Here is a 2,602-nt window from a genome sequence, read left to right as displayed (position 1 = left end):
GGCACGGCTGGAGGAATCTCCTTAAAAACAAACGCTCCTCTCTCATTAATATAGGCGGCCTTTCCATTGGTTTGGCCACAGGTATCATTATCCTGTTATGGCTCCACGAGGAATTTACGTATGATTCCTTCCACCGGAACGGACGGGGTATTTACATGGTGATGAGCAACCAGTATCACGATGGCCGGTGGTTTACCGGCGATGCCACGCCTGCACCGCTGTGTGCAAAGCTGCAGCACGACTTCCCGGAAATACAATATGCTACCCGGCATGTTTACGGCGGACAGCAACTGCTCAGCACCGGGGAAAAAAGCATTTACCAGCAAAGCATGTACGCCGATCCTGATTACTTTAATATTTTCACCTTCCCTGCTGTTTCAGGAAACCCTATTGCAGCGCTCCGGGATCCGGGCGCCATTATTCTTTCGGAAAGCGCCGCCAGGAGATTGTATGGCAGTAAAGATCCCATTGGCAATATTATCAGGCATAATAACCAGCATAACCTCCGGGTGGCAGCAGTGATCCGTGATGCACCTTTCAACAGTTCGGTTAAATTTGATGTAGTACTCCCCTTCCGCCTTTATGAACTGGAGAATGCCGACTGGATTGACCGCTGGGATAATTACCGTATTGGCAACTACCTGCTGCTGCAGCCCGGAAGTAATGTGGATGCGTTCAATAAAAAACTGCGCAAGGCCATGCAGGCTACCGCGGCGGATAGCAGCAGTTACCTGTTCGCCTACCCGTTTACCGCGCTGCATCTTTATAGTGGGTTTAAAAACGGTAAGCCCAGCGGGGGCCGTATAGAGATCATGATGCTGCTGGGCACTATCGGCTTTTTTATTTTACTGATTGCCTGTATCAATTTCATGAACCTTTCTACCGCCCGTGCAGAACGGCGGGCAAAGGAAGTAGGTGTAAGGAAAGCGTTGGGCGCTTCCAGGATCACTATTATTTTCCAGTTCCTGGTGGAAGCAATGATCATTACTTTTGGCGCGCTGCTGCTGGCATTGCTTATTGTACAACTGGTACTGCCGGGATTGAACAGTGTTTCCGGCAAAAGCATCCGGCTTAATTTCCTGAACACAGGTATATGGACCGGGATCCTTTTACTGGTGCTGTTCACCAGCCTGGTTGCCGGCAGTTATCCGGCGTTTTTCCTCAGCAGCTTCCGGCCGGTGAAAGTATTAAAGGGCGTAGTGTCTACGCACCGTGGGAATGGCCTCTTCCGCAAAAGCCTGGTTACAGTCCAGTTTATCATCTCCATCTTCCTTATTATTGCTACTATCGTTATTTACCGGCAGTTGCAACATGGTGAAAACCGGCCGGTGGGCTATAACCAGGATAACCTGCTGGAAATACCGCTCCGTGGTGAAATGACCGGCAAGTATCAATTGCTGCGGGAAGAGTTGCTGCGCATCCCGGAAATAGCTGGTGTATCTGCCGGTACAGACGACCTGTTGAGATTCAACGGCAGCACGGATGGTATTAGCTGGCCGGGGAAAACGGCGGATGACAATTTTTCCATCAATATTACCTGGGTAAAGCACGACTGGGTAAAAACGGCGGGGCTGCAACTGGCGGCCGGCCGGGATTTCAGCGAAGACTACGGCGCCGATTCCCTGGGCTGCCTGGTGAATGAGGCGGCGGTAAAAAAGATGGGATTGAAAGAACCGGTGGTGGGCACCCTGCTTGGCACCAACCCTGTGATTGGGGTAGTAAAAGATTTCGTCACCAATGATCCATATAAGGCGCCGCGCCCGTTGGTAGCTTATATGAGTTCCGGATCCATGAACCATATTTTTGTGCGGCTGCATAAAACGGATCATCCCGAAAAAGTGCTGGCGAAGATAGAAGCGGCTGTTAAAAAGCACAGCCCTCAATTCCCTTTTGAGTTCAGCTTCATAAAAGAAGCCTACCAGCAAATGTTTACCGGCATGCGTTCCGGCGGGTTCATGCTCAACTGGACCAGCGGTATTGCCATTCTCATTTCCTGCCTGGGTCTTTTTGGTTTATCTGCTTACCTGGCCGAACGGCGCAACAAGGAAATCGGCATCCGTAAAATTATGGGCGCCGGTGTGGGCAGGATCTGGCTGATGCTGGCGAAGGAATTTCTGAAACCGGTATTGATCGCTTTTATTATTACGGTGCCGCTGGCAGTGCTGGCCATGCACGAAGCGCTGCGCGGTATCGACTACCGCATATCGCTGCAATGGTGGATGTTTGCAGCAGCAGGCATACTTACGGCGCTCATAGCGTTACTCACCGTGAGCTACCAGGGTACCAAAGCTGCGATGGCAAATCCTGTAAAGGCATTGCAATCGGAATAATGTGGATCAGGAATGTGTGAGCAGGTGTTCCGGCGCTTCCAGTAACGACTGGGTTTGCAGTAACATCTCTTTCATCTTCATTTTAAAGCGGGTAGCAGCAGATGCTTCATCCGGTACTATGGTTTCCTGCAGTTCGCTCTGGAAAAGCACCCGGAGGTTGCCTTTCAGCTTATGCACATCGCTTTGCTTGGCCAGGCCGGCGGCAAAACCGGCCTCCCTGATGGCCTGTTGCTGGTCAGCATCAAAGGAAGCGGCGTACCAGATAACGGGCA

2 protein-coding genes are annotated in these 2,602 nt (G+C 51.3%); one reads left to right on the top strand and one right to left on the bottom strand.

The genetic code is table 11. The features are described from left to right. Positions 1-2,330 (top strand): ABC transporter permease (locus tag VN105_RS19925; RefSeq protein ID WP_325643456.1); only part of this gene is annotated, 2,330 nt, incomplete at its 5' end. Between the two features lie 6 nt (positions 2,331-2,336). On the opposite strand, the gene VN105_RS19920 is transcribed toward VN105_RS19925, so the two are convergent. Further along, positions 2,337-2,602, bottom strand: a 266-nt coding sequence (locus VN105_RS19920; RefSeq protein WP_325643454.1) for a hypothetical protein, incomplete at its 5' end; no start/stop codon positions are given.

It is taken from the genome of Chitinophaga sp. (assembly GCF_035564935.1).
Classification (GTDB): Bacteria; Bacteroidota; Bacteroidia; order Chitinophagales; family Chitinophagaceae; genus Chitinophaga.
This window is presented reverse-complemented; position numbering and strand designations above follow the sequence as displayed.